This is a genomic window from Neopararhizobium haloflavum (assembly GCF_002750855.1).
Taxonomy (GTDB): Bacteria; Pseudomonadota; Alphaproteobacteria; order Rhizobiales; family Rhizobiaceae; genus Georhizobium; species Georhizobium haloflavum.
The window spans coordinates 100,901-121,051 of record NZ_NWUC01000007.1; the positions used below are offsets into that span (position 1 = coordinate 100,901).

General features: G+C 61.1%; 14 protein-coding genes. 3 read left to right on the forward strand and 11 right to left on the reverse strand.

From position 1 onward, the window contains the following. Positions 1 to 245: 245 nt before the first annotated feature. The 5 genes from CN673_RS21475 to CN673_RS21130 form a co-directional block, all read right to left on the reverse strand. Positions 246 to 371 (reverse strand): hypothetical protein, encoded by a 126-nt coding sequence (locus CN673_RS21475; RefSeq protein WP_280951191.1) that lies wholly within the window; start codon positions 369 to 371, stop codon positions 246 to 248. 2,191 nt (positions 372 to 2,562) lie between these two features. Beyond that, complete coding sequence (locus CN673_RS15545; protein ID WP_157928920.1) at positions 2,563 to 3,321, reverse strand: hypothetical protein; 759 nt, start codon at positions 3,319 to 3,321, stop codon at positions 2,563 to 2,565. A gap of 158 nt (positions 3,322 to 3,479) precedes the next feature. Continuing rightward, entirely contained in the window at positions 3,480 to 6,746 is a 3,267-nt protein-coding gene (locus CN673_RS15555; RefSeq protein WP_099867308.1) for an error-prone DNA polymerase, read from the reverse strand. Beyond that, on the reverse strand, positions 6,743 to 8,296 hold the full coding sequence (locus CN673_RS15560; RefSeq protein WP_245409943.1) for a DUF6504 family protein: 1,554 nt from the start codon (positions 8,294 to 8,296) through the stop codon (positions 6,743 to 6,745). The genes CN673_RS15555 and CN673_RS15560 overlap by 4 nt, the downstream gene beginning before the upstream one ends. Continuing rightward, complete coding sequence (locus CN673_RS21130; protein WP_198586018.1) at positions 8,196 to 9,050, reverse strand: ImuA family protein; 855 nt, start codon at positions 9,048 to 9,050, stop codon at positions 8,196 to 8,198. Before CN673_RS21130 ends, CN673_RS15560 begins: the two co-directional genes overlap by 101 nt. Positions 9,051 to 9,260: 210 nt before the next feature. On the opposite strand from CN673_RS21130, the gene CN673_RS15565 reads away from it, so the two are divergent. Then, positions 9,261 to 10,997 (forward strand): long-chain fatty acid--CoA ligase, encoded by a 1,737-nt coding sequence (locus CN673_RS15565; protein WP_099867309.1) that lies wholly within the window; start codon positions 9,261 to 9,263, stop codon positions 10,995 to 10,997. 71 nt (positions 10,998 to 11,068) lie between these two features. Beyond that, positions 11,069 to 12,709 carry a glucose-6-phosphate isomerase gene (gene pgi, locus CN673_RS15570; RefSeq protein WP_099867310.1) on the forward strand — a complete coding sequence of 547 codons (1,641 nt, stop codon included), beginning with the start codon at positions 11,069 to 11,071 and terminating at the stop codon, positions 12,707 to 12,709. Positions 12,710 to 12,754: 45 nt separating this feature from the next. Here the strand turns inward: pgi and CN673_RS15575 are convergent, their stop codons facing one another. From CN673_RS15575 to pyrC, 5 genes are all read right to left on the reverse strand, one after another. After that, positions 12,755 to 13,681, reverse strand: a complete 927-nt coding sequence (locus CN673_RS15575) for a carbohydrate kinase family protein (protein ID WP_099867311.1) — start codon at positions 13,679 to 13,681, stop codon at positions 12,755 to 12,757. Positions 13,682 to 13,741: 60 nt separating this feature from the next. Then, on the reverse strand, positions 13,742 to 14,857 hold the full coding sequence (locus CN673_RS15580) for a carboxynorspermidine decarboxylase (RefSeq protein ID WP_198586019.1): 1,116 nt from the start codon (positions 14,855 to 14,857) through the stop codon (positions 13,742 to 13,744). Between the two features lie 56 nt (positions 14,858 to 14,913). Continuing rightward, positions 14,914 to 16,188: a saccharopine dehydrogenase family protein gene (locus CN673_RS15585; RefSeq protein ID WP_157928921.1), complete on the reverse strand. Its 1,275-nt coding sequence runs from the start codon at positions 16,186 to 16,188 to the stop codon at positions 14,914 to 14,916. A gap of 29 nt (positions 16,189 to 16,217) precedes the next feature. Continuing rightward, positions 16,218 to 16,916, reverse strand: a complete 699-nt coding sequence (locus tag CN673_RS15590; RefSeq protein WP_099867314.1) for an orotate phosphoribosyltransferase — start codon at positions 16,914 to 16,916, stop codon at positions 16,218 to 16,220. A gap of 92 nt (positions 16,917 to 17,008) precedes the next feature. Further along, positions 17,009 to 18,046, reverse strand: a complete 1,038-nt coding sequence (gene pyrC / locus CN673_RS15595) for a dihydroorotase (protein ID WP_099867315.1) — start codon at positions 18,044 to 18,046, stop codon at positions 17,009 to 17,011. A gap of 132 nt (positions 18,047 to 18,178) precedes the next feature. On the opposite strand from pyrC, the gene CN673_RS15600 reads away from it, so the two are divergent. Further along, positions 18,179 to 18,964 (forward strand): SDR family oxidoreductase, encoded by a 786-nt coding sequence (locus tag CN673_RS15600; protein WP_099867316.1) that lies wholly within the window; start codon positions 18,179 to 18,181, stop codon positions 18,962 to 18,964. A gap of 19 nt (positions 18,965 to 18,983) precedes the next feature. On the opposite strand, the gene argE is transcribed toward CN673_RS15600, so the two are convergent. Next, the gene (gene argE, locus CN673_RS15605; protein ID WP_198586020.1) at positions 18,984 to 20,147 is read right to left on the reverse strand and encodes an acetylornithine deacetylase; all 1,164 of its coding nucleotides are present in this window, start codon (positions 20,145 to 20,147) and stop codon (positions 18,984 to 18,986) included. Positions 20,148 to 20,151 lie beyond the last annotated feature (4 nt).

Genomic DNA, 20,151 nt, shown 5'->3' on the forward strand with positions numbered 1-20,151 from the left:
GAGCGTCGCCACTTGGCGGTCCTGACGAATGACGGCACCTGCCAAGGATTAACGAGTAAGCAAATATTCGAATCAGTAAAATCGGCGCACTCGGCCGGTCTGCCATCCCCAAAGATGACGTGCTCCAGGTTTGCCCGCCGGAGACCTGTGGGGGCGGCCGACGCGCCCTTCAGATCGAGCCGTTCGTGCTGATGTTGAATGTCGGTCAATACAGTCGGGTTGCCAGTTGTTGCTGCGCCACCTGATCACTCATGAAGCCAGTGGCCGAAGAACCAGAACAGGACCAGAGCGATCAGGACCGCCGGCAGTGTCGGTCCATGCCAGATGACAGCACCAGCAAGTATGACTGCGTAGACTTGCCGAAGGCTCATGGTCGCCACACGCTCCAGATTAATCCGCCATGGACTGATTGAAGACGCTCTATGCGCCAGTGGTGGCGTCAACGATGCCATGGGCAGATGCTCTCGGTCCAGGATCTTGAGCTCGCGCTGCCAAAGAGATGACGTGGGCATCGTGCAGATGTCTCGTTTCAGTCCGCTGCCAAGCCTTCCGGTACCGTGCGTTCGATGCAGGGTCCGTCCATTGGCATGCGAACCTTCGTCACATTACCGGGACGCGGTGGAACGGCATGGAACGCGGTGAGGCGGTGCGGAACGGATCGGTTAAAGGCGCATGGTGCAGGCGCGGGACAAGGCGGGACATCGTGAGACGTGGTGGGGCGTGGCGGGATGGCGCCGGCAGCTGGATGGCCGTGCATCTCGTCGACGCGGTCGCTCCGGGTCCTTCCTGGCGGGGGTGAGCTGTCACGGGGGGCGCTGAGCGCGGGCCGGGGGAGTTTTCGGAATTTTTTCGGGATTTTTCTAGGGCTTAAACGAGAATATCAGACACCCCTCAGACCGACAAATCTGATGCGGGGAATTATCCCCAAGGGGGGTCAAAATGGGTATTTTTCCCCGCGAGTTTGGCCTCTGTGCATTAGAGACTGCTAACAGAAAAAAGTGGGGAAAAACCCCAAATTTCGATATAGCTGGGGAAAATTACTGCGTTGATTTCATTCGATAAAATATGCGTTTTTATTTTTCCCCGTTGCCCTTATAGGGGGTTTTATCAAGATTCTCCTCTGTTTTGGCCCTCTACCCACTTACCCCCCCCTATTTTTGGGGAAAAATAAATCGAGCCAAAAGCAGCCCATTTCGTCCCCTCGCAATTGATACGGTTTAAGGAGTTCGGTGTCGCGTTCCTCTTGATTGCCAATCAACGACAATGACGCTGCTGACGACTAACTCACATCGCAGGTCGCCTTCTCGGAATTTGCGACACGCCAGAAAGATCCGGAATTTCGTGAAGGCAATAATTGGCAGCCATCGCACTGACGCACTGTCGGTCGATAAAATGGTGGCGCCCCCGACTTGATCGAAATCATTCGGCTTCGGAAATGCCCGGCATCAGTTTTCGGAGCGGACTGAAGTTCTGGGCCAAATCGAATTGCATGCGGCGCTCAGCACAGGGGGCCAGTTCCGGAGGGACTTACCTCGAACGGTTGGCGCAGGCCGATCGATGCGGCTGCTCAACGAAATCCAGGTTTCACGCAGCGGCATCCTGGAGGTCGCCTCGATCGGACAAGCTTGATTGCTCAAATCGGCAAACGGCAACAGAACCGCGATGCGAACCTACCTCCCGATCGCACTCGTTGGCGTGCGCCGTCAGTGTGTGGGGCGTTGCCGATCAGATGCACCAGAAAGAGGCAGGCTGCCGAGCTGGTAGGGATAAATCCACAGAGACGCCCGCTGAGCGCCTTCAGCTCCTATGCCGCTAACCCCGCGCAGAAACGAACGGAATGCGCTCAGTGGGCCGCACAGGACGAAATAGAGGCATTCCAGGGCGCCATTCGCTCAGCTTCAGGCGCTTGGCGGGGCAGATCGCCCCCAAGAGCACTTCGGGGTCCCGATGTTGGCTCTTGCTGCGCGTCGCGCAAGCATCAGAGAAGTTGGTCCTTGGCGCTGCTGTAGAGCTCCGAGCCCCCCACGTGTTCGAGATCGTCTTTCGGGAGTTAAGTAAGCCAGCTGGCCGATCATGGACCGGCAAACACTGAGCCAACCAAGGAAAGAGCAGTGGGCTGGCCCGTTCTCTCAGCTGACCGATGAGGGTCGTAGGCTCAGGCCACAACAACCTCACCGCCGACCAACGAATGATCCGGCCATTGCACTCTCGTCCACCTGAGCAACCGACCCGGGGAAAGATCAATCGTGCCTCCACATGAGAGCTGCGATTCTCGCGTGCTCAGATTGGTTAGGCAGGCGCAAGTCCGAAGGGCAACTCGGAGGTTTGACAGTCATTGGAAGCGGTCATAGCCGAGACGAGCGCGCTCGCGGCTCCAATCCGCAAGGGCTGCTTGGCACCAAACGGAACGCATGAGACGCAGTAGCTTTTTCAGTAACAGAGATATTAGGAGTATGGTTAATCCTTATATATCAGTATTTTAAGGTGACTTCTCGAGTCACGCAAGCGGCACCACTTTCCACATATCGATGCGCGTCAGTTCACACACCTCCGCCGGGTCAATCAGGCGAGCGGTCGTCCCTCGACATAGTGTCCGTAGATCGTCGTCAGGATGGCCACGCCAACGACGGTGCCGATCCAGTTGATTGTCACCGCCCAGAGCACCGCGACAACGGGCAACGCTGTGACAAGGAAGAGCGTTGCTTGGAGGATCGCAGAGCCGATAAGCGACACAATGGTCAAAACCGCGATCGCCATTTTCGCATGACGCGTGGCGACGAGCGCTTCGCCGGTTGACAGTGGGTGGTCGACGGCGACGGCAGGCAAAATGGGGCTCAGCCGGTAAACTAGCACGATGATTAGAAAAATCAGAACAAAGGCGGCTCCGGTCATGACGAATGGCATGTTCCGGAACATGAATCCGAGCAGGAAAAAGATAAACATGCTGCAAGCGAACAGGAGCGCCATTATGAACGTGACGATGACCGAGCGTAAGAGATAGGCAGTGAACCGTTCGCGGTCGAGCCGCGGGACAAGCCTGGTCGTGCGTTCCCCGCAAAGGACATAGCGGTGCCAGCCGATCGCCATCCAGATGAGCAAGGCGACCGATATGAAGAGGACGGCGACGCTTGCCATGATACGGCTTATCGACCAGCCGTCGCCGAACATGACGATCAGCGGATCCTGGCCTTGCAGAAACAGGCCGGACGTCAAGGTGGCAGCAGCGAACGGCAAATAGAGCACCCCGAAGATGCGGAGCGCTTCGCCCAAATTCTCGAACACCATGCGGATCGAATGCACGAATAGTCGTATGCCCATCATGAATGTCGCCCCCTCTGCCCGAGCCGATGGCCGATTTTTCATGCATAGGATGGATTTTGGCGCTGGAGTTCAACCCAAGATGGCGGTCGGTAGAAGGTTTTTGATGCTTGCTATGCAGGTCTTGTTGGCGCTTCGCCTGTCCAGACGGCTGAAAAGGATCAATGAAAATCCCGCGATCTGGGAATGATCCGCACATCGCGCGGATGACTGTTGCCGCGGCTATATTGAGGACGGGTCACCTCGTCGGCACGCGCTAACGCAATGCGCGCGGCATGTGCGTCGGACAGGTTTTGCAGATCTTGCGTTCTGTCCAGAACCGCTGTCGCCATCAGGTGGACCACGCCTTCCTTGCTCTTTTGAATGCGCCCTTCCACCAGCGCGAGTTTCGCCCCCATGACCGCGCTGCGATACCGCTCGAACCGTCTCGCCCACAAAAGCACGTTGGCGATTCCGGTTTCGTCTTCCAGCGTCATGAAGATGGCATTCCCCTTGCCAGGTCGCTGGCGCACCAGAACGACACCGGCGACCCGGACGAACGCCCCGTCCGCAATGCTGCCGGTCTGTTCACAGGTGATGATGCCTTCCTTCCCGAAGCGCTCACGCAGAAACGCCATCGGATGCGCTTTCAGGGAGAGCTTCACGGTCTGATAGTCGGCCACCACATGCTCCGAAAGCGGCATTGCCGGTAGTCTCGTCATGGGTTCGGCGCCCAGTTCCCGTTTATCGGCGGCGGCAAAGAGCGGCAGCGGAGGGGCCGCCGGCAGGCGACGCACGGCCCAAAGGCCTTCGCGCCGGTCGAGCCCCAGGGAACGGAAACCATCCGCATCGGCAAGCATCTTCATCGCCCGGTGCTCCATGCCGGCCCGGTGCCACAGCGTCTCCACACTTTCGTAGCCTTGTCCTCTTGCCTGGAGCAGAGCCTCCGACCAGCGCCGTTTCCAGCCATCGATCTGGCGAAAGCCGAGCCGCAATGCCAAGGCTCCTTCGTGGTCACGCTCCAACGTGTTGTCGTCGGCGCTGAAATTGACGTCGACCGGCCACACCTTTACGCCTTGATCGCGTGCATCGCGCACGATCTGCGCCGGGGCGTAGAACCCCATCGGCTGCGAATTCAAAAGACCGCAGGCAAAGATTGCGGGGTAATGGCGCTTGATGAAGGCCGACACATAGACAAGGCGGGCAAAGGACGCCGCGTGGCTTTCGGGAAAGCCATACTCCCCAAATCCCCTGATCTGGGCAAAGCACCGCTCGGCGAAGGCCCGCTCGTAGCCGCGCCGCACCATACCCTCGATCATCATCTTCTCGAATTCGCCGATCGTTCCGTTGTGACGGAAGGTGGCCATCGCCTTTCTGAGCCCGTTGGCCTGTTCGGGCGTGAACTCCGCCGCGGTGATGGCGAGTTGCATCGCCTGTTCCTGGAAAAGCGGCACGCCGAGCGTGCGCGACAGGACATGCTTGAGTTCGTCGGGATCATGCGGCGGCGCCGGTGAAGGGTATTCGTCCTTCTCCAGCCCGTCGCGGCGGCGCAGATACGGATGCACCATGTCGCCCTGGATCGGTCCGGGTCTGACGATCGCCACCTGGATGACGAGATCGTAGAATTCTTTCGGCTTCAGCCGCGGCAGCATGTTGATCTGCGCCCGGCTCTCCACCTGGAAGACCCCGATGGAATCGCCCCGGCGCAACATGGCATAGGTCTCGTGGTCATCCTGTTTGACCGACGCGAGATCCAGCTTCTCGCCTTCGTGACCTTCAAGAAGGTCGAAGCATTTCCTGATGCAGGTCAGCATCCCGAGCGCCAGCACGTCGACCTTCATCAGGCCGAGCGTGTCGATATCGTCCTTGTCCCATTCGATGAAGGTCCGATCAGCCATCGCCGCATTGCCGATCGGCACCATCTCGTCCAGCCGTCCGTTCGTCAGCACGAAACCGCCGACATGCTGGGAAAGGTGTCGCGGATAGTTGAGCAGCCGCTTGGCGAAGTCGACGGCCCGTCGCACCACGGGGTTTTGCGGATCAAGCCCAACCTGCCTGATGTGCTTGTCGGGAATGTCGTCGCCAAAGCTGCCCCACACCATCCCGGCAAGTCTGGCCGTGACGTCTTCCGTCAAACCGAAGACCTTGCCGACTTCCCGGATGGCGCTGCGCGGGCGATAGTGAATCACCGTGGCTGCGATGCCGGCCCGCAGCCGGCCATAGCGGTCGTACAGATACTGGATGACTTCTTCGCGCCGCTCATGCTCGAAATCGACGTCGATATCGGGCGGTTCGCGCCGCTCCTCGGAAAGAAATCGCGCAAAGAGCAGGTTGCTCGTTGCCGGGTCGACGGACGTGATCCCGAGCACGTAGCAAACCGCCGAATTGGCGGCGGAACCCCTGCCCTGGCACAGAATGCCGCGGCTGTTGGCAAAACGCACGATGTCGTAAATCGTCAGGAAATAGCGCGCATAATCGAGCTTGGCGATCAGCGCGAACTCCTGCTCGATAAGTGCGGCAACCTTGTCGGGCACGCCTTGGGGATAGCGCCACCCCGCATGCCGCCATGTCAGTTCCTCCAGCCAGCCCTGCGGCGTCTTGCCCGGTGGGACAGGCTCTTCGGGATAGTCGTATTTCAGTTGATCCAGCGAAAAGTCGATGCGGGCCATGAAGCCGGCGATTTCATCAAGAGCCTCCGGTGCCTCGCGGAAAAGCCGCTCCATCTCCTTTGCCGGCTTGAGATAGCGCTCGGCGTTGGCTTCCAGCAGGCGCCCGGCCGTTTCAATGGTCTTGCCCGTACGAATGCAGGTGAGGATGTCCTGAAGCGGGCGCTGCTCCGGGGCGTGGTAAAGAACGTCATTCAAGGCGATGAGAGGGACGCCGGCTCGCTCTCCCAGGGATTTCAGAAGGTGAAGCCGGCGGTGGTCGTCGCCCTGTCGATTCATCGCCGCACCCAGCCATACGGCTCCAGGCGCCATCTTCGACAGCCGGCCAATAGAATCCTCCAACCCATCGAGTCGTGCCCCCGGCATGACGATCATCAGCACTTCGTCCATGCTGCGTTTGAGATCGTCGAGGCGAAGAATGCAGGATCCCTTCTTCGTCTCGCCCATCTTGCCTTTGGTCAGCAAGCGGCAAAGCCGCCCCCACCCTGCACGATTTTCCGGATAGGCGAGGATATCGGGCGTGCCGTCGGAAAAGACCAGCCGCGCGCCGACCATGAGCTTGAAATCCAGCCTGGCGTCCTTGCCATAGCGGCTTTGATAATCTTCGTTCAGCTCCTTGAGCACGCTGTAGGCCCGCACGACGCCCGCAACCGTGTTGCAGTCGGCGATTGCAATCCCTGCATGCCCCAGTTCGAGGGCCTTGAGGACCATGTCCTGCGGTGGTGAGGCGCCGCGCAGGAATGAAAAATTGGTGGCGGCGGCGAGTTCCGCGTAGACGCTCATGCGAAGATTCCGTGAAGGAACCACCGCGGATGCCGCGCCTCTTGCGCGAAAAGACCCTCACGGTAGACCCAGAAGCGCCGACCGGCTGAATCCTCAACGCGGAAATAGTCCCGCGTCAGCGTATCGGAACCGTCACGCCACCACTCCGGTGCGATGCGTTCGGGCCCTTCTGCCCGTGCGATGTCATGGCGAAGGCGGCGCCAGAAGAACTGGCGTGGTGGCCCGTCCGGCACTTCGGCGACCGTTTCGATTGCTTGCGGCGGCTCGAACAAGAAAAGAGGCCGCAAGGGCGGCTCCCCCTTATCGGCGGCATGCCAGGACTGACCGGCAGGCGGAGCGGCGATCGCCGGGACCGCACGCACCGCTCGCTCAGGTAAATGGCTGTCTTCAGGAACAAAGCGAAGAACCCGGGCCGGGGAAAACCGGGCACTCAGCCTTTCCACCAGTTCGCAGGCATCATCCTCGCCATGATCGGGCCGAATGAAATCCGGCTGCCCGGCCGAAAGGGTCTCGCGCACCGTCACGGCAAGGCGAATGAGATCGAAACCGAAACCGGGATCCAGGGGATCGGCCAGCCCTTCCATCCTGGCATCGAAAAGGCGCATGACCGCGGCGGGCTCGCGCAGCGGCCGCGCCGTCGCGATGGCGATGCGCTCCACCTTGCCGTCCGCACGAAAGAAAGCGGCTTCGAAACCGCGTCCCCCTTCGCCCTTTTGCTCCAGCAAGTCACGAGCCTCTTCGGCAAGATGCGACAGACAGGCGCGAATATCGTCGGCATAGCCGATCGGTTCTGCAAACTGCTTTTCCACAAGGATGTCCGCGACCGGCCGGCGCGGCGAGATCGAGACGCGTTCGCACGCCAGGATGCGGTCAAGCCGATAGGCGATCGCGGCGCCGAAACGGGCGACCAGCGGTCCGCGTGGACGGTCAGCAAGATCGCCGACGGTCTTCAGTCCGGCACGAACGAGGGCGATGTCCGTCTCGTGGCCAAGCTGCAGGGCTGCGACGGGCAAGTCATGAACACTGTCGTGCTCCTCCCCTTCCTTGACGATCCCGCCAGTTCCCCAACGCGCGACTGCACGCGCCGTATCGGGTGTCGCGGCAATGGCGGCCAGCGTGGAAAATCCCGCCTCCTGGCAACATTTGCAAACATCGTCCAGCATCGCCCTCTCGCCCTTGAAGAGGTGCGCGCAGCCGGAAATATCGAGCATGAGGCCCTGCTCGCCATCACACGCGAGAAGAGGGGTATACCGGTCGCAGGCATCGGCCAGATGACCAAGCACGCCTCGGTCGGCAGCGCTATCATGCTCCACGACCGTGATGCCGGGAATCCGCGCCCGCGCGTCGGCCAGCGTCAGTCCCGGCACGAGCCCGAGCCGCCGCGCCTTCTGGTCGACCGCTGCCAGATGCAGACCGCCCTTGATCTTTTCCGTCGTGACGAGGGGCGCTTCATCCGACCCTTCGCCCCCTTTGCGGCCTTGCTGTCGATGCAGCCGGTCGGTCGACAGAAAAGGGAACCACAGCGCCAGGAACCGGGACGGCCTTGCCAAGGGCAACGACACCGACATTCCCGATCCGGCCTGCGGAAGATTTTCGAATGGCTCGGGATTCATCGAAGGATTTGCGGTCACGGTTCCACTCCACGCGCCACCGTCCGGGAGCGATGCCGGCACGGTGTCGTTCAAGGCTGATGTCGAAAACCGGATGGGACGGCGCCCCTGCGGTCAGGCTTTCAGAAGATGAAGCTGCAACCATCCAGCGGCTGAGGGCTGCGCTTGGCTGCGGCGCCCCGGTTGGCCTGAAAACCAGGCCAGTCACTCCGCTCTTGGCTGCAGCAAGCATCATCCGGCGGCTCGCCGTCAGGTCGAGACGTCGTCCTGCCCCCCACAATTCCAGGAGAACGACACCTGGCGCTTTCGATCGAAAGGCTTCCAGGGCAGCCCGCAAAGCCATAGTCTCGTTCTTTGCCGAAACGAGAATGATCGCATCCGGATCGAACCCGTATTCCGTAATTCCAGGCCCATACGGCCCGCCGGATTCCATCCTGGCCAGATCGTTTCGTATCCATACGATTGGACTGGCGATCCGGGACGCGCGAATTGCCAGGGCGAGAGCAAAGCCCGCTCCCGCACCGGCATCGCCCACTTCGCGCACGAAAACCTCGTGAAGCGAAGCGCGCGGCAGTCCGCCGCCCAGCGCTTCGTCTATCGCTTGGCATCCGAGCGTGAAGCCACTTCCCGGTGCCGGCTTTGCCGGCTCCAGGGTGGCAAGCTTCTGCTTCAGTTGCGCGACGGCATCCTGCACGGCTTCGGCCCATAAAATATCTGCGTTGCTTGTTCATGTTATGTTCTAATTAGGACTCAAGTCCTGCGACGAGTCAAGCGGGCGAGAAAAATGCATTTCCGACGTTTACGTCAAAGTAATGCTTGCTGCCGCGCCGGGGGCGGATGTAAACACGAATAAAGGCTGCTAGCCTTCGCGGGGGACAAGAAGGATCGGAAGGCGGACAACGCCATGCCGGCGGCAGGGAACGCGAAGAATCGGGAGGACATCGTGGAGCAGACGAAGGCGAACCAGGCAAAGACCGACAAAATCTGGGTGGCTTCCTACCCGCCCGACACGCCCGGCGAACTGCCGCCTCTGGCCCATGCCTCGATCGGCGATCTCATCGAAAACGCCTGTGCCCGGTTTTCCGACCGCCCCGCATTCACCTGCATGGGCAAGACGGTAACCTACGAGGAATTCGCTGCCCACTCGGCTGCGATTGGTGCCTGGCTGCAATCCAGGGGCCTCCAGAAGGGCGACCGCGTCGCCGTGATGATGCCCAATGTTCTGCAAAATCCCATCGCCATCGCAGCGATCCTGCGCGCGGGATTCATCGTCGTGAACGTCAACCCGCTCTACACGCCGCGCGAGTTGGAGCACCAGTTGAAGGATTCCGGCGCCAAGGCAATCATCATCCTGGAGAACTTCGCACGCACGCTTCAGGACGTCGTGGCGAAGACGGATGTCAAGCATGTCTGCGTCGCCACCATGGGCGACATGATGGGCCTCAAGGGCCATGTCGTGAACCTGGTCGTCCGCAAGGTGAAGAAAATGGTCCCGGCCTGGTCGCTGCCGGGGCACACCTCATTCAAAAAAGCGCTGTCGGAAGGCGCCGGCATGACCTTCCGCAAAGCCGAGGTGAGCCAGGAGGATACCGCCTTCCTGCAATACACAGGAGGCACGACGGGCGTCTCGAAAGGCGCTGAACTCACGCACGCCAATGTGCTGGCCAACACCGCCCAGAACGATCTCTGGATGAAAGCAGCATTTCTCAAGCGTCAAAAGCCGGAAACGCTCGTTTATGTCTGCGCTCTACCGCTCTACCACATCTTCGCGCTCACGGTGAACGCGATGACGGGGATCGACCAGGGCGCGCACAACGTCCTGATCCCCAATCCGCGCGACATACCCGCCTTCGCCAAGGAACTCGCCAAATACGAGTTCAACATCTTCCCGGGCCTCAACACCCTGTTCAACGCGCTGCTGAACAACGAGGACTTCCAGAAGCTGAACTTCAAGCCGCTGATGCTGACCCTCGGTGGCGGCATGGCGGTGCAGCGCCCGGTCGCAGAACGCTGGCACAAACTGACGGGCTGCCCCATCATCGAGGGGTATGGTCTGTCCGAGACATCACCCGTTGCCACCGCTAACCGGTTCGACAAGACCGAATTCACCGGCACCATCGGACTGCCCCTGCCCGGCACTGACATCTCGATCCGTGACGAGGATGGCAAGGAAGTAACCACGGGCGAGGTCGGCGAAATCTGCATCCGCGGACCGCAGGTGATGAAGGGATACTGGAACCGACCGGACGAAACCGCGAAGGTCATGACAAAGGACGGATATTTCCGCTCCGGCGACATGGGTTTCATGGACGAGAAGGGCTACACAAAAATCGTCGACCGCAAGAAGGACATGATCCTGGTCTCCGGCTTCAACGTCTATCCGAACGAAGTGGAAGAGGTCGCCGCCGCCCATCCCGGCGTCGTTGAAGCGGCCGCCATCGGTCTGCCGGATGAGCATTCAGGCGAAGTGGTCAAGCTCTACGTCGTGAAGAAGGACCCGAACCTCACCGAGGAGGACGTCAAGAAACACTGCGCCGAAGGCCTGACCAACTACAAGCGCCCGAAATACGTAGAGTTCCGCGACGAGCTCCCAAAGACCAATGTCGGAAAGATTCTCCGGCGCAAGCTGAGGGATGGCTAGCGGTCACCGCTCGACGCGTAACGCAGAATGGAGCCGCGACTGCGGCTCCATGCAGAAACCAGGTGAATGCAATGCCAGACAAGAAAGCCGCCATCGACGCTCTGATCGCCCATCGAAGCGACGGAGCGCCGCGCGACATGCGGGCCGCGTTCACCGAGGATCGGGAGCGCTTCACCCGCTATTCGCCGTCGCTTGACGACCTCATCATGGACTACTCCAAGTGCTGCGTGAACGATGAGACCATGCGGCTGCTCCTCGAACTTGCCGCAGCAGCTGGCGTTGCGGGCAAACGTGACGCCATGTTTGCAGGAAAGAAGATCAACGCGACGGAAAACCGCGCTGTTCTCCATACCGCGCTGCGCAATCGGTCGAACACGCCGGTCATGGTCGACGGCGAGGATGTCATGCCAGGCGTCAATGACGTTCTGGATGCGATGGGCACGTTCGCCGACGCTGTGCGATCCGGCTCCGTGACCGGCGCAACAGGCAAGCGCTTCACGGATATCGTCAATATCGGCATCGGCGGTTCCGATCTCGGCCCCGCCATGGCAACGCTGGCGCTGGCGCCCTATCACGACGGCCCGCGTGCGCATTTCGTCTCCAATGTCGATGGAGCCCATATCGCCGACACGCTGAAGACGCTGGATCCGGCGACGACGCTTATCATCGTCGCGTCAAAGACCTTCACTACCATCGAAACGATCACCAATGCCCACACCGCAAGGATGTGGCTTACCGACGCGCTTGGCGACAAGGCCGTCAGCGACCATTTCTGTGCCGTCTCCACGGCGCTCGACAAGGTCGAGGCCTTCGGCATCCGCCAAGAGCGCACGTTCGGCTTCTGGGATTGGGTGGGCGGACGGTATTCCATCTGGTCGGCAATCGGCCTGCCGTTGATGATCGCAATCGGACCGAATGACTTTGCGCGCTTCCTTGACGGAGCGCACGCAATGGACCAGCATTTTCGCGACGCACCCGTTGAACGCAACCTTCCCATTCTGCTTGGACTGCTGGGCTACTGGCATCGCGCGATCTGCGGATTCGGTTCCCGCGCGATCATCCCCTATGATCAGCGTCTGGCCCGCTTCCCGGCCTATCTTCAGCAGCTCGACATGGAATCCAACGGCAAGGGCGTGACGATTGACGGCGCGCCCGTGCAAGGACCGACCGGTCCCCTCGCATGGGGCGAACCCGGAACGAACGGCCAGCATGCCTTCTTTCAGCTGCTCCACCAGGGCACGGATGTCATCCCCGTCGAATTTCAGGTCGCCGCGAACGGTCATGAGGCGGAACTGGCGCATCAGCACGATCTGCTGATTGCCAATTGCCTTGCACAGTCCGAAGCGTTGATGCATGGCCGCACGCTGACTGAAGCAAGAGACCAGGTGCTGGAAAAGGGTGCGTCCGAGGCTGAAGCCGATCGCATCGCGCCGCACCGCGTCTTCACTGGAAATCGTCCGTCGATCACCCTCGTCTACGACCGGCTGACACCCTATTCTCTTGGCCGCCTGATCGCCCTTTACGAGCACCGCGTCTTCGTTGAGGCTCAACTGTTCGACATCAACGCTTTCGACCAATGGGGCGTGGAACTCGGCAAGGAACTGGCGACCGGCCTCTTGCCCGTGGTGAAGGGCGAGGAGCGAGGCGACGAACACGACGGCTCGACACTGGGCTTGGTCGAAACGATCCGATCGCTTCGCCAAAAGCACTGACAACGCTCTCGCCGAATTCCGCGTTGTTGCGGGCTGGTCGAGCGTTCAGAGTCCGACTTCGTGTGCCCAGGGGGGATTGGCACCGGCGCGCGAGACAGTGACGCTGGCAGCTTTGACGCCGAGCGAAAGCGCATCGCGAATCGCTTCTTCGTCCAGCGACGCGATCGCGTCCTTGCTCAGCAGGGACGCGCGCTTCAGGGAAGCCAGCATCCCGGCATTGAAGGTATCGCCAGCTCCGACCGTATCCGCGACCGTTACCGTTTCGCCCGCTACGCTGATCGAATGCGACCGGCTGAACGCCGTCGCGCCGTTCTTTCCTCGTGTCACAACCACCAGCGCGGGACCAAGCTTGAGCCAGGTGGCAGCGGCCTCGTCTGCGCGGTGGCCATAGCCGAACCAGTCGAGATCCTCATCGGACAGCTTGACGATGTCGCTCATCGCGATCATGCGCTGCATGCGTGCCAGATGCTGTTCCTTGTCCTTGATGAAGCTTGCCCGAATGTTCGGGTCGAGAGAGATCACCCGCCGCGGTGTCTCTCGCTGCATCAGCGCCTCATAGGTCGCGCCGCAAGGTTCCGACATCAGGCTGATGGCACCGAAATGAAGCGCCTCGACGTCGATACCGAAGACCGGCAGATCAGCAGCGGTGATCATTCGCCCTGCCGTGTTCTCGTCGAAAAAGGCGTAGGAAGCCTGGCCATCGGTCAACTTGACAAAGGCCAGCGTCGTCGGGCGATCCAGCGTGGCGCAATAGCGATGATCGACACGGCTCGCATCAAGGCTCGTGCGCAAAATGTCGCCGAACATGTCGCTCGACAGGCCCGTGAAGAAGCCAGTCCGCATTCCGAGCCTGCCGAGCGCGATCGCGGTATTGAAGATCGCGCCTCCTGCATAGGGAGCGAACGCCGCTTCTCCGGTAACGGCCTCACGCGGCAGCATGTCGATCAGCGCCTCGCCACAGCAAACGATCATGAAGGCCCTCCCATCTTGGTATTCAATCGATTTAATCGATATGCGGGCCTGACGCCAGCCCTAGCCCAGGCGCTGCTCGAAATCGGCGTAGCTGAACGACCGCACAACCTCTATGGCATCGGATACGGGGTCCCAGGTCGCGATTGCCGGCAGCGGCGTGCCGTTGAACGTCGTGTTCTTGACCATCGTGTAATAGGCGAGATCAAGAAACACCATGCGATCCCCGGGTTGCGGCAGGGTCTTGAAGCGATAGGTCCCGATCACATCGCCGGCAAGGCAGGTCGGGCCTCCCAGTCGCATGGCCCCCGCCCCGGCCTCATCCGCCGGCATATCGCGCGGCAGGACTTCCGCCCCCACGAGTTCCGGCGTGAACGGTGCTTCGATCACATCCGGCATGTGGCAGGTTGCCGATGCGTCGAGGATTCCGATGGGCGCACCGTTTTCAGTGACATCCAGAAGCTCGGCAACGAGCGCGCCTGCATGCAGCGCGACAGCGGTGCCGGGCTCCAGATAGACCTTCAGTCCCGTGCGAGCGCGAAACTCCGAAAGGCGGGCAACGAGGGCATCGACCGGAAAATCATCTTCGGTGATGAGCAGCCCACCGCCGAGGTTGAGCCAATCGATCGATCCGAGAAGATGCGCGCAATTGCGCTCCACCGCGCCCAGCAGACGCTCGAATGCCGGATAGTCGTGATCGCAGAGCGCATGCACGTGAATGCCGGAGAAGGGCGCGAGATCCTGTGCATCCAGCGTTCCCGCCGGAACGCCGAGCCGCGACCATGGTGCGCAAGGATCGTAGAGCGGCTGGGCAACCTCGGAATGCTGCGGATTGACCCGAAGACCAAGTTCGACGTTGTCGGCCGAACCCAGTATGTCCTGAAACCGCCGCCACTGGCCGAGCGAATTCAGGATCAGATGATCCGAATGGCGAAGGATCGCCTCGATGTTGTCGGCCGACAGCCCCGGAGCGAAGGTGTGCACGGCACCGCCGAAACGCTCGCGCCCAAGGCGCGCTTCGTAAAGGCCGCTTGCCGCCGTGCCGCCAAGATAACGGGAAACCAGCTCCCCTGCGCCGGGAAAGGAAAACGCCTTCAGCGCCAGAAGAATTTCGACCCCGGCCCTGTCCGCCACGGACTTCAGCAGCTCGAGATTGGACTCAAGCTTTGAAAGATCCATGACGTAACAGGGACTTGGCACTCTGCCGGGATCGAACGCGTGAAAATTCCCACCCATCAGGCTTTTGCCGTCGTCATGGCGTTCCGGCCGAACGGCCAGGTTCCGTCGAGCGGCAATTCCATCTCGTGCCAGGCAATGCCGGTTTCCGGCATGAGTTTCAGGAAGGGATCTGGATCCAACTCTTCCATATGCATCATCGCTTGCGGGTTCCATGTCCCGTTTGCCATCAGTCGGATCGCTGTGATCACCGGCACACCCGTGGAATAGGAAATCGACTGGCTGCCGACCTCCTCGTAATTCTCTGCATGGTCGCAGTTCGACCAAATGAAGAGACGCTTTTCCTTTCCGTCCTTGACGCCACGGATATCGCAGCCGATGCAGATCTTGCCTTCGTAGTCTGGCGCGAGCGACGAGGGGTCCGGAAGCAAGGCTTTGACGACGCGGTTCGGCGCGACCGCGACCCCATCCACGTCCACGGGAATGGACGAGGTCAGGCCGAGATTGTCGAGCACGTTGAAGACCTTGAGGTAGTGCTCGCCAAACCCCATCCAGAATGTGATGCGGTCAGTGCCGGGAAAAGTGTAGGCGAGCGACTGCAATTCGTCATGACCCATGGAATAGACCCGGTGCGAGCCCACCTGGGGCAGCGTCACATCCATCCATTCCGAGTGGTGGGATATCGTCTTCCAGCGACCGCCTTCCCACGTGATCACGTCTTCCTTGACCTCGCGCAGATTGACATCGGCATCGAAATTGGTCGCGAAGAATTTGCCGTGGCTGCCGGCATTCACATCGATGATATCGATCGATGCGATCCGGTCGAAATGATGCTTGCGCGCATGGGCGCAGAAGATGTTGACTACGCCGGGATCGAAACCCATGCCGAGAAAGGCATTGAGCTTGCGTTCGGCGAAGGCCTCGCGGCGCGGCCATTCCACATAGGAATACCAGGGCGCCTTGATGTCTTCGACATGCTCGTCTTCTCCGAGCGCCGTATCGAGATAATGCGTTCCGGTGGCGAGGCACGCGTCGAGCAAAGTGGCGTTGCAATAGGGCGAGGCGACATTGATCAGGATATCGGCGCCGGTATCCGCGATAACGCGTGTCGTGTCGTCGATATCGCGCGCATCGATCACCGCGACGTCGACCAGCCTCTTCTCACCGGGTTCCGCCCAACGTCCCTGAACTTCGTCGGCGATCAGATCCAGCTTGTCGCGGTTACGGGCCGCAATGGTGATGCCGGCGAACTCGGCGCGAAACTGTGCCGCCTTATGGACTGTCACCTGCCCGACACCACCGGCGCCGACGATCAAGAGCTTCGGCTTCGTCACGGCCTTGTCTCCCACATTGGTTTCGACATTCAGTGAGCCGGAAGTTCGCTGATCCCGCCGTTACGGGCGGACCATGCGAGCGGCGCATTGAGGAACGATTCGACTTCCTCCAGCGTCTTCTCGTCAAAATGCTTGCCGGCGCGCGCCGCAGCCAGCACGTCCCACCAGGTGGCGAGGTAGTGCAGTTGCATCCCCGCGGCCTTCAGCCGGTCCGGCGCATCGGGAAAGATGTCGTAGTAGAAGATCGCGAACGTATCGGTGATGTCTGCACCGGCGCTGCGGATCGCCTCTGCGAACTTGATCTTGCTGCCGCCGTCCGTTGTCAGGTCCTCGACCAAAAGCACGTTCGAGCCTTCGGGCATGTGCCCTTCGATCTGCGCATCGCGTCCAAAGCCTTTTGGCTTCTTGCGGATATACTGCATCGGAAGGCCGAGCCTTTCCGATATCCAGGCCGCAAAGGGAATGCCGGCCGTCTCGCCGCCCGCGACACTCGAAAATTTCTCGAAACCGGCTTCGCGAAGGATCGTCCCGGCTGCGAAATCCATGATCGCGGAACGCACCCGCGGATAGGAGATCAGCTTCCGGCAGTCGATGTAAACCGGGCTCGCAAGCCCTGACGTGAAGGTGTAGGGCTCGTCGGCGCGAAAATGCACCGCCCGGATCTCGAGCAGCATTCTTGCGACCATCTCGGCGGTCAGGGACTTGTCGGGAAAACTGTTTGAGAACATGCGAAAAACCTTCGGCTGACTGACGGCGCGCACTGATTAGCAGCAAGGTTACCGCTGCGCCACCCTGCCAGGAGCGACGCGACCGGCGTTGATCAACACACCTGCCAATGAAGTGCGAACATTGGATCGAACACGGTGACCGGCCCCGCGCCGGTGTCGATCTTGCCTGGCAGGCGGATCGGCTCCGGCAGTCTCTTGAGCGTGACCGTCGCGCTGTTGACTGGCAGGCCGTAATAGGCGGGACCGTTGAGCGAGGTGAACGCTTCCAGACGATCCAGCGCCCTCTCCTCCTCGAAGACATGCGCCAGACAGGAAAGCGTGTTGATCGCGGTGAAGATCCCGGCACAGCCACAGCCACATTCCTTCGATGGATCGACGTGCGGCGCCGAATCCGTTCCGAGAAAGAAGCGCCGGTCGCCCGATGTGGCGGCCGCCCGCAGAGCCTGGCGGTGCGTTTCGCGCTTGGCAACGGGCAGGCAGTAGTAATGCGGCCGGATGCCGCCGGCGAGGATGGCGTTGCGATTGATGATCAGGTGGTGCGTGGTGATCGTCGCCGCCAGGTTGCGCTCCGCACTCGCGACATAGTCGACACCGTCTTTGGTCGTCACATGTTCCATGACGATTTTCAGATCGGGGACCCGTTCGCGCAGGGGCGCCAGAACCCGTTCGATGAAGACGGCCTCGCGATCGAAGATATCAACCGATGCATCGGTGACCTCGCCATGCACGCAGAGCGGCAGGCCCATCGCGGCCATGCGCTCAAGCACGGGCATGACGCGATCGATCGACTTGACGCCGCTGTCGGAATTCGTCGTCGCCCCGGCGGGATAGAGCTTCACGGCCTTGATGAGACCACTCTCGTGACCGGCGGCGACATCGTCGGGCGAAGTGGCTTCCGTCAGGTAGAGGGTCATCAGCGGCTCGAAATCCACCCCATCTGGCAGGCTGTCCAGGATGCGCGCGCGATAACTCTGCGCGTCGGCGACCGTCACCACCGGCGGCACCAGGTTCGGCATGATGATGGCCCGGGCAAAATGCGCCGCCGAGAATGGCAGGACGCCCTTGAGCATCGCCCCGTCGCGCAGGTGTAGATGCCAGTCGTCGGGGCGGCGGATCGTCAATTCGTTCATCAGGAGCCTCTCATCGCGTCAAGCGGCACTGTCGTTAGCACCCGCGGGTGCCGGAGGACAATCACGCCTGCGCTGTTCATCGGCCGATCGCTGTTCTATACCCTGCGCCAGAGAAAAAGGGAGACGGATTGGATGGATCTGAAGATTGCCGGCAAACGCGCCCTCGTCCTAGCATCGACGCGCGGACTGGGCAGAGGCATCGCTGAAAAACTGGCTGAGGAAGGCGCGGAGGTCCTTCTGTGCGGCCGCTCGACCGACCGGCTGGAGGAGGCCGTCAAGGCAATTCGCGACAAGGGCGGCAAGGCGGATTTTGTCACCGCTGATCTCGCCGACCCCGGGATCGTCGATCTGCTCGCCGACAATGTCGATCAGAAACTTGGTGGCGTCGATATCCTGGTCAACAACACCGGCGGCCCACCGCCCGGCTCGATGACCGACGCCTCGATGGAGGTGCTTTCCAAGCAGTTCGACATGATGGTCCTGCGTGTCATGGCGATAACCGCTCGCTTCCTGCCCGGCATGAAAGAGCGCGGCTGGGGACGCGTGCTGACGGTCGCTTCGTCCGGCGTCATCCAGCCGATCCCCAATCTCGGCCTGTCAAACGCCCTCAGATCCGCGCTTGTCGGCTGGTCGAAATCGATGGCCAACGAGAATGCTGCCGACGGCGTCACCTTCAACTTGCTGTTGCCGGGCCGCATCGATACCGAAAGGGTCGAGGAACTGGATTGCGCCAACTCCAAGCGAACCGGCAAGTCGATCGAGGATGTGCGCGAAGCCGCGCGCCAGACAATCCCCGCCGGACGCTACGGAAAGGTGGAGGAGTTCGCCTCGGTCGCCGCATTCCTCGTATCCGATCCGGCAAGCTACGTGACTGGTGGCTTGATCCGCTGCGACGGCGGCGCCATCAAGTCGGTCTGAGCGTCGCACTGAGAATTGGCTATGGGGCGCTGACCTTGTCGGCCAGCCGCTCCAACATCCCCAGACACTGGACGAGTTGATCTTCGCTGATGAACTCGTCCGGCTTGTGCGCCTGCGCAATCGAACCAGGGCCGCAGACCACGGCGGAAATTCCTGCTTTCTGAAAGAGGCCTGCCTCGGTGCCGAACGATACGACATCTGTATCGTTGCGCCCCGTCAGTTCGCGGGCGATCGCCAAGGCTTCGGACTGGCTGACGGGCTCGAGCCCCTCGACCTCGCCCACGACATGCGTGACGATTTCGGTCTCTGGCGCGATCCGATGCATGGCGGGTTTGAGGACGTCCTCCACATAGGCATGCATCTCGGCTTTCACATAGTCGGCATCGGCGGAAGTCACCGGTCGCATTTCCCAATCGATCCGGCAGTCGCTCGCGATGACGTTTCGTGCAGGCCCGCCGACGACCGCGCCGGCCTGGACCGTCGTCCAGGGCGGATTGAACGGGCTTGCCTCCGGCGCGCGCGCCTTCAGCGGATCGCGCAGATCCAGAAGCCGTGTGATGTAGCGCACCGCATATTCGATGGCGTTGACGCCGGCATCGGGCACGGACGCATGACCGCCGGTGCCGGTCACATGCGTTGTATATTCATAGCACCCCTTGTGACCCTCGATGATGCGCATCTCGGTCGGCTCACCGATGATCACCGCCGAGGGCCGGATGCCGGCTGCAGCGAGATCGGTCATCAGGGCGCGGGCGCCGAGACAACCGACCTCTTCATCATAGGTGAAGGCGAAATGGATCGGCCGGCTCAGCTCTCGTGCCGCGAACACCGGGGCCACAGCAAGGCACGCGGCGATGAACCCCTTCATGTCGCAGCTGCCGCGACCATAGAGCAACCCGTCGGCTTCGCGCACCGCAAAGGGATCGCTCGTCCACTCCTGCCCTTCCGTCGGAACGACGTCGGAATGCCCCGACAGAACGATACCGCCATCCCGCTGCGGGCCGATCGTGGCGAAGAGATTGGCTTTCCTGCCGCTCTCGTCTCCATAGAAGCGCACTTGCGCCCCCGATCGCTCCAGAACGTCGGCGGCGTAGGCGATGAGCTCCAGATTGCTGTCTGCCGAGACGGTCGGATAGGCGATGAGGTCGGCAAGCAGATCCTTGGTGCGGGAGAGCAGCATCATGGCG

Coding starts and splice junctions, on each gene's coding strand:
- CN673_RS21475 (WP_280951191.1), bottom strand. CDS start 371: ATGAGCCTTCGGCAAGTCTACGCAGTCATACTTGCTGGTGCTGTCATC.
- CN673_RS15545 (WP_157928920.1), bottom strand. CDS start 3,321: ATGATGGGCATACGACTATTCGTGCATTCGATCCGCATGGTGTTCGAG.
- CN673_RS15555 (WP_099867308.1), bottom strand. CDS start 6,746: ATGAGCGTCTACGCGGAACTCGCCGCCGCCACCAATTTTTCATTCCTG.
- CN673_RS15565 (WP_099867309.1), top strand. CDS start 9,261: ATGCCGGCGGCAGGGAACGCGAAGAATCGGGAGGACATCGTGGAGCAG.
- pgi (WP_099867310.1), top strand. CDS start 11,069: ATGCCAGACAAGAAAGCCGCCATCGACGCTCTGATCGCCCATCGAAGC.
- CN673_RS15575 (WP_099867311.1), bottom strand. CDS start 13,681: ATGATCGTTTGCTGTGGCGAGGCGCTGATCGACATGCTGCCGCGTGAG.
- CN673_RS15580 (WP_198586019.1), bottom strand. CDS start 14,857: ATGGATCTTTCAAAGCTTGAGTCCAATCTCGAGCTGCTGAAGTCCGTG.
- CN673_RS15590 (WP_099867314.1), bottom strand. CDS start 16,916: ATGTTCTCAAACAGTTTTCCCGACAAGTCCCTGACCGCCGAGATGGTC.
- pyrC (WP_099867315.1), bottom strand. CDS start 18,046: ATGAACGAATTGACGATCCGCCGCCCCGACGACTGGCATCTACACCTG.
- CN673_RS15600 (WP_099867316.1), top strand. CDS start 18,179: ATGGATCTGAAGATTGCCGGCAAACGCGCCCTCGTCCTAGCATCGACG.
- argE (WP_198586020.1), bottom strand. CDS start 20,147: ATGATGCTGCTCTCCCGCACCAAGGATCTGCTTGCCGACCTCATCGCC.